A 6,635-nucleotide genomic window follows, 5' to 3' on the forward strand; every position below is an offset into this window, starting at 1 on the left:
CGGGACTAGCGGAGCGTCGTCGCCCAGCGCCCGATGGCGTCGTACGCCCGTTCCCGCACCTCCGGCGCGGACAGCACCACGTCGTGCAGGGCACCTTCGAGTCGGCGGACCGTGACCTCCTCGCCGAGGGAGAGCGAGCGGTGCGCCACCGTGTCGACGTTCAGTGCCACGTCGGCGCGCGCCATCCCGGGGTCCCACCGCGGCTGGAGCATGCTCTTGTCGCTCAGCATCACCAGGGTCGGGACCCCGATGCCGAGGCCCTTCTCGACCTGTGCCTGGCCGTCGAAGACCGCGGCGAGCCACCCGGGGTGCAGGGGGAAGCCGCGCTCCGGCCGCCACTTCTGCTCGTAGGTCCACGAACCCTCGCCCTCGGCCGAGACGGTGCGGGTGTAGAAGCCGGGGTCGACGGCGGGCATGGGAGCGAGGGGGTTCCGACGGGCACCGAGCTTGATGACCGGTGCGACGATGGCCCGGCCGACCGCGGTGGCCTGGAACTCGAGCCAGGGGCTGTTCAGCACGAGGCCGTGCACGAGCTCCGGGTGCCGGGCGGTCCAGAGTGACAGGGTCAGGCCGCCGGTGGAGTGGCCCATCGGGACGAGCCGGCGGCGGTCCGAGCCGGGGTGCTCGGCCGAGATCGCGTCGAGCGCTGCGGCGATGTCCTCGTCGTACACCGCCAGGTCGTCGACCATGCCCGGGGTCTGGTGGGGGCGCAGGCTCCGACCGTACTTCCGCAGGTCCAGCGCGTGGAACCGGGCGCCGAGCCGCTCGAGGCGTTCGGCGAGCTCGACCTGGAAGAAGTAGTCCGACCAGCCGTGCACGTAGAGCACGTCGACCCCGTGCAGGGGCCCGCGACCGTGCAGCAGCAGGTCCGTCGGGGTGTGCCGGCGGCGGACCAGGGTGGCGACGACGGGGCCCTCGGAGTCGGTGCCGAGCGGCAGTTCGAGCCGTTCGTACGGTGCTCCGAGCACGTCCTCGTGCCACCCCTGGTCCGTCATGCGCCGAGCGTATCCGGCGCTGCTGCGGGTGGTGCTGGTGCGGCGGGGTCGTTCGGCGGTCACCCGGCCAGGACCACGACCTTGCCGCTGATCCGTCCCGCTGCCGCCTCGGCGTGCAGCGACGGCAGTTCCGTCAGCGGGATGCGCCGGGTGACCTCGACCGTGAGCGCCCCGGCGTCGACCAGGGACACCAGCTCCGCCAGGCGTTCTCGGTTGCGCAGGACGAACACCGTCGCCGCCCGGACCCCGCGGGACTCGTCGCCCGGTGTGGCCATGAACGCCGTGGTGCTGACGACCGCGCCGCCGTCGCGCACGACGTCGACCAGTGCCGCGAAGTCCTGCGGGTCGATCGGGGCGAGGTTGAGCAGCACGTCGACCGGCTCCGTCACGGCGGCGCGGACGTCGGTGGTGGTGTGGTCGATCACCTCGTGGGCGCCGGCCGCCCGGACGGCCTCGATGCTGCGCGGGCTCGCCGTCGCGATGACGTGGACCCCGGCGCGGACGGCGAGCTGGATCGCGTACTTCCCGACGACACCGCCGGCGCCCATCACGAGGACCCGCTGGCCCGCCTCGAGCCGACCGTCGTCGAACAGGGCCTGCCACGCGGTGAGTGCCACCGAGGGCAGTGCCGCCGCGTCGGCCAGCGGGATGCTCGTCGGTGCGGCGACCACCGCGTCCGCCGGGGCGATGACGTACTCGGCCGCCCCGCCGTCGAGTTCCATCGGCAGGAACGCGATGACGGCGTCCCCGATCGCGATCCCCTCGACACCGTCGCCGAGCGCATCGACGGTGCCGGACACGTCGTAGCCGGGGACGTGCGGCAGCTGGACCGGGATCGGCAGGAACCCGCCCCGCATCCCGTTGTCCGCCGCGTTGAACGCCGAGGCGGCGACGCGGAGTCGCACCTGCCCGGCACCCGGGGTGGGCTGCTCGACGTCCTCGGTGCGGAGCACCTCGGGACCGCCGACCTCGTGGAACCGTACTGCCTGCATGATCGTGCCCTTCGTCGGTGTTGCTCGTTGTGCTTCGAGTTCGAAGCAACTGACGATGACGCTAGCACTGCTTCGAACTCGAAGCAACAGGTAGGATGGGTTCCGTGACGGATGCGCCGAACTCCCTGACCCCGACGCAGCTCGGGGCGTACTTCGCCTTCACCGAGGTGAGCAGCCTGCTGCGCCACGCGGTCGAGCGGCAGCTGCGCGACGTGGGCGGCCTGAGCTACGTGCAGTTCCAGCTGCTCGCCCGGCTCGGTGACGCACGGGGCGGGCAGCAGCGCATGACCGACCTCGCCGACGGGGTCGTCTACAGCCGCAGCGGGTTGACGTACCAGGCGCAACTGCTCGAGCAGCGTGGGCTGGTCACCCGCGGGCCCTCGCCCGACGACGAACGCAGCACGGTCGTGACGATCACCCGGGGCGGTCGTGACGTCCTCGCAGCCGTCTTCCCCGGTCACATCGAGGCGCTGCACACCCTGCTGTTCGCGTCGATGTCGGACGCGGACGTCGACGACCTCGCGCGGATCCTCGGGGGAGCGGCGGAGCACCTGCGCGCGAACCCACCACGGTCCGCGGGCGCGCGGCGGCGCAGCTGACGGAACGCTTGCGCTGCGCCGTCGCGCCAGCCGGGGCTCGCGGTCTAGCTGCGGGGTGCCCGCACCAGGAACAGCGTGACGGCGCCGAGGACGACCGCGGCGACGATGAGCGCCCAGGCGAGCACGATGACCGGCCCGTCCCAGGGGGTGAAGAGCAGTCCGACCCCGATCACCAGGGCCACGGCGGCGCCGATGAGGGCGAGGCGATGCGGTCGTACCGGAGCGGTGCGTGTCACAGCGCCCACGGTACGCGCGCCGGGCTGGCAGTGCGGCGTCGAGCGGGCACGCCGGTCACACGGTCGTGCGCATCACCCACCGCCACTTCGCGATGCGGCGGTCGCGCACGAACCCGAACTGCGTGAACAGTTCTTCCGGTCCGGTGTGCAGGTAGGCCCCGCGCTGCGGCTTCCGCTCGACCGTCTGCTCCGGGTAGGCCTCGACCGTCCCGCCGCCCGCCCGTCGGATCTGGTCGAGCGCGGTCGTGACCGCGGCGCGTGCGACCCCCTGGCCGCGGTGTCGGGACTCGACGAACACGCAGCCGATCCGCCAGTCCGGCGAGGTGCCGGCCTCGCGGGCGTAGGCACCGGGGTTCAGGATCGTCGGCAGCTCGACCGGCCGCCCGAACTGGCACCAGCCGACCGCCGTGCCGTCGGCGTAGACGAGCACCTGGTGGTTCGTGCCGTTCCGCACGTGTCGGTGCTTCGCCTCCTGGTGGGACACCGTCGGGTCGGGCGTCCCGCGTGGGCCGTCCGGGTGGAAACCGATGCACCAGCACCCGCCCCACACGCCGTTGCTGCGGGTCACGAGCGCGGCGAAGTCGGGCCACGTCTCCTCGGTGAGCATCGCCGTCGAGTACTCCATGGGCCGATGATCCTCCGGTCCGGGTGATCCCGCCACCGGAACGGAACCACGAACGGCCTGGAGGCGCGGTGCCAGCTGGCACCGCGCCTCCAGGCCGCCGTGGGTGTGGGTCCTAGGACAGCTTCTTGCTGTCCTCGAGCCACCCCGCGAGCTTGGTCATGTAGTCGGCCTGCGACGCGTAGTCGAGGGCCGGGAACGTCCAGCTGTGGACCTGGCCCGCCTCGAGTGCGGCGTTGTCGGCGAAGGTCGGCTGCTTCTCCAGATCGGCGACCTGGTAGCCCTGCTGCGACAGCAGCAGCACGTCACCGGTGATCTGGCCGGCGTTCTCCCACGAGTAGATGCCCCAGTAGAAGCCCTCGGGCTTCGGGTTGACGAAGTCGACCCCGTACGACGCGTACATCTGCAGCGACGGCTCGTCGGTCGGGCGGGTGACGTAGGCGCCGTCACCGTCGGCGTACATCGAGACGACCGACAGGTCCTTCTCCTTCGAGACCTTCTCGAGCTCGTCGGCCGCGGTGTCGAAGCGCTCCTCGGCGGCGTCGACCGTCGACTCCTTCGCGCCGAGGGACTCGGACAGTTCCGCGATCGTCTCGATGACGTCCTCGCCCTTGCCGCCCCACTTCACCTGGACGACGGGCGCGATGGCCTCGATCTGCTTCTCCTGCGCCGTGTCCTTGAAGCCGTAGCCGGGCTGCTTCGTGTCGAGCGTGCCCTTGGCGTCGGTCGGGTAGACCGAGGTGACGACGAGGTCGGGCTTGAGCGCGGCGAGCTGCTCGAGGTCGATGTCGCCGTAGGCGGTGCCGAGCTGCGTGATGCCGTCGGTGTCCAGGCCCTCGAAGCGGGCGTCCTTCGCCATCGTCAGCTGCCCGAAGGTGCCGACGGGCTTCAGGCCGTACTCGATGAACGACAGGGCGATGTCGTTCAGCACGACGACACGCTTCGGCGTGTGGTCGACCTTCACGGTGGCGCCCGTGGCGTCCTCGTAGGACCACGCCTTCGACGCGGCGGTGCCGCCGTCGGAGTCGGAGTCGTTCGAGTTGCCGGTGCTCGAGCAGCCGGTCAGGAGGAGTGCCGAGACGGTCACGGAGGTCAGGAGGGCGGCGCGCAGGTGGCCACGTCGGGAGGTCTTCACGTTAGGAGAGGCTAACCTAAGTTCGCGGCACTCGCCAGCACGTCTTCGGTTTTCGTCGAGACCGTGTGCTCGGTCGGGGCACTCGGGACCGTGTGCTCGGTCGGGGCACTCGGGACGGGGTCGTGCTCGTCCGCCTCGGGCACGATCATCGGTGCACCGGTCACCGGGTCGGGGAACACCCGGGCGTGCAGGCCGAACGCGTGCTCGAGCAGTGCCGGGGTGAGGACGTCGTGGGGTGTGCCGTCGGCGACGACCCCGCCGTCGTGCAGCACCACGAGCCGGTCCGAGTACCGCGCCGCGAGCGACAGGTCGTGCAGCACCATCACGATCGTCGAACCCTGCTCGCGGTTCAGCCGCCGGACGAGCCGCAGCACCTCGAGCTGGTGCGCGAGGTCCAGGTAGGTCGTCGGCTCGTCGAGCAGGAGTGTCTGGGCCTGCTGCGCGACGACCATGGCGATCCAGGCGCGCTGACGCTGCCCGCCGGACAGGCTCGTGACGTCACGGTGTGCGACCTCGGTCAGACCGGTGGCGGCGATGGCCGCTTCGGCGACGGCCGCGTCCTCGGCGGTCCACGGCTTCGCCCACGACTGGTGCGGGTTCCGGCCGCGCATCACCAGGTCGAGCACGCTGGTGCCCGCGGGGGCGACGGGGGACTGCGGCAGGATCGCGAGCTTGCGGGCCACCTGGCGGTTCGGCTCCCTGCGGATCGGGGTGCCGTCGAGCAGGACCTCGCCGGCCTGCGGCTTGAGCACGCGGCCGAACGCCTTGAGCAGCGTCGACTTGCCGCAGCCGTTCGCACCGAGGAACGTCGTGACGGTGCCGCGTTCGATGCGCAGGTCCAGGTCCCGCAGCACGGGCTGGCGGTCGTAGCCGACGGACAGGCCCGTGGCTTCGAGGACGGGGGTGTCGTGCTGGTGCTCGTGCTCGTGCTGGTTCTGGTGCTCGTGCTGGTTCTGGTGCGGTGCTGTCATCGGGACATCTCCTTGCGGTGACGGACGAGGAGCCAGATCAGGTACGGCGCCCCGATCACGGTGGTGATGATGCCGACCGGCACCTGCCACGGGAACGCGGAACGAGAAAGCAGGTCGGCGGCGAGCACGAGCACGGCGCCGAGGGCACCGGCGAGCAGCAGGGGCGGCCGGTTCGTGCCGGCGAGCCGGAGCCCGACCTGCGGCACGACGAACGCGACGAAGCCGACCGGCCCCGCGGCGGCCACGGCGGCGGCGGTCAGCACGACCGCGAGCGCGATGACGAGCAGCCGGTGCCGCTGGACGCCGAGACCGACGCCCGTCGCGACCTCGTCGCCGAGTTGCCCGATGCCGAGCGCCGCACTCGTCGCCAGGGCGATCGGCACCGCGACGACGGCCACCACGAGCAGCGGCCAGACGCTCTCCCACGAGGTGCTCGACAGGCTGCCGACGAGCCACTGGGACGCGGCGGTGGCGACGGTGATCTTCGCGCGGACGAGCAGGTAGCTGGTCACGGCGTCGAGCGTCGCGCTCACGCCGATGCCGACCAGCACGAGCCGGTAGCTCTGCACGCCGCCGCGCCATCCCAGGCCGTACACCAGGACCGCAGCGACCAGGGCGCCGATCGTCGCGGCCACCGGGATCCCGCCCCCGAGCACCAGGGACGACACCGAGTACGTCCCGCCGCCGAGGACGATGGCCGCGACCGCACCGACGCTCGCGCCCGCGGTGACACCGATGATGTCCGGGGTGCCGAGTGGGTTGCGGGTGAAGGTCTGGGTGAGCGCGCCGGCGACCCCGAGCGTCAGGCCGACGAGTGCGCCGGTGAGCACGCGGGGCAGGCGCAGGGTGGTGATGATGAAGGCGTCCGGCCCGGACTCCAGGCCGAGCAGGGACCGGATGACGACCCCGGGAGCGATCCACGTCGAGCCGACCGCCGTCCCGATCACGATGAGCACCAGGACGGTGGCGAGCGAGGCGACGGTGTACCAGAACACCCGGGGGCGCCAGGCGAGGCCGACGGGGCCGATGCGGATGCCGGCGCGGCCGGGGGTGCGTGCAGCCGAGGCGGGCGTGCCGGGCGTGGT

The 6,635-nt window shown here is 72.0% G+C and carries 8 protein-coding genes; 1 reads left to right on the top strand and 7 read right to left on the bottom strand.

What is annotated here, in order from left to right; translation table 11 throughout:
• Positions 1–5: 5 nt before the first annotated feature.
• Entirely contained in the window at positions 6–995 is a 990-nt protein-coding gene (locus tag DEJ35_RS12965) for an alpha/beta hydrolase (protein WP_110862622.1), read from the bottom strand.
• 59 nt (positions 996–1,054) lie between these two features.
• The gene (locus DEJ35_RS12970; protein WP_111091187.1) at positions 1,055–1,987 is read right to left on the bottom strand and encodes an NADP-dependent oxidoreductase; all 933 of its coding nucleotides are present in this window, start codon (positions 1,985–1,987) and stop codon (positions 1,055–1,057) included.
• Between the two features lie 95 nt (positions 1,988–2,082).
• Here DEJ35_RS12970 and DEJ35_RS12975 point away from each other — a divergent pair, with 95 nt between their 5' ends.
• Complete coding sequence (locus DEJ35_RS12975; protein ID WP_220036898.1) at positions 2,083–2,586, top strand: MarR family transcriptional regulator; 504 nt, start codon at positions 2,083–2,085, stop codon at positions 2,584–2,586.
• Between the two features lie 44 nt (positions 2,587–2,630).
• Here the strand turns inward: DEJ35_RS12975 and DEJ35_RS12980 are convergent, their stop codons facing one another.
• From DEJ35_RS12980 to DEJ35_RS13000, 5 genes are all read right to left on the bottom strand, one after another.
• The gene (locus DEJ35_RS12980) at positions 2,631–2,822 is read right to left on the bottom strand and encodes a hypothetical protein (protein WP_110862603.1); all 192 of its coding nucleotides are present in this window, start codon (positions 2,820–2,822) and stop codon (positions 2,631–2,633) included.
• 55 nt (positions 2,823–2,877) lie between these two features.
• On the bottom strand, positions 2,878–3,447 hold the full coding sequence (locus tag DEJ35_RS12985) for a GNAT family N-acetyltransferase (RefSeq protein WP_220032969.1): 570 nt from the start codon (positions 3,445–3,447) through the stop codon (positions 2,878–2,880).
• Between the two features lie 112 nt (positions 3,448–3,559).
• Positions 3,560–4,579, bottom strand: coding sequence for an ABC transporter substrate-binding protein (locus DEJ35_RS12990; RefSeq protein WP_110862602.1), 1,020 nt, complete (start codon positions 4,577–4,579; stop codon positions 3,560–3,562).
• Positions 4,580–4,590: 11 nt separating this feature from the next.
• The gene (locus DEJ35_RS12995) at positions 4,591–5,550 is read right to left on the bottom strand and encodes an ABC transporter ATP-binding protein (protein WP_111192892.1); all 960 of its coding nucleotides are present in this window, start codon (positions 5,548–5,550) and stop codon (positions 4,591–4,593) included.
• The coding region (locus tag DEJ35_RS13000) for an iron chelate uptake ABC transporter family permease subunit (RefSeq protein ID WP_220036899.1) at positions 5,547–6,635 on the bottom strand (1,089 nt) is incomplete at its 5' end. The genes DEJ35_RS12995 and DEJ35_RS13000, both read right to left, overlap by 4 nt.

Source organism: Curtobacterium sp. MCPF17_051 (genome assembly GCF_003234595.1).
Classification (GTDB): domain Bacteria; phylum Actinomycetota; class Actinomycetes; order Actinomycetales; family Microbacteriaceae; genus Curtobacterium; species Curtobacterium flaccumfaciens.

What these genes read in the sequence shown, in the direction of transcription:
- DEJ35_RS12970 (WP_111091187.1), bottom strand. Translation starts at nt 1,987, where the DNA reads ATGCAGGCAGTACGGTTCCACGAGGTCGGCGGTCCCGAGGTGCTCCGC.
- DEJ35_RS12995 (WP_111192892.1), bottom strand. Translation starts at nt 5,550, where the DNA reads ATGACAGCACCGCACCAGAACCAGCACGAGCACCAGAACCAGCACGAG.
- DEJ35_RS12965 (WP_110862622.1), bottom strand. Translation starts at nt 995, where the DNA reads ATGACGGACCAGGGGTGGCACGAGGACGTGCTCGGAGCACCGTACGAA.
- DEJ35_RS12985 (WP_220032969.1), bottom strand. Translation starts at nt 3,447, where the DNA reads ATGGAGTACTCGACGGCGATGCTCACCGAGGAGACGTGGCCCGACTTC.
- DEJ35_RS12975 (WP_220036898.1), top strand. Translation starts at nt 2,083, where the DNA reads ATGGGTTCCGTGACGGATGCGCCGAACTCCCTGACCCCGACGCAGCTC.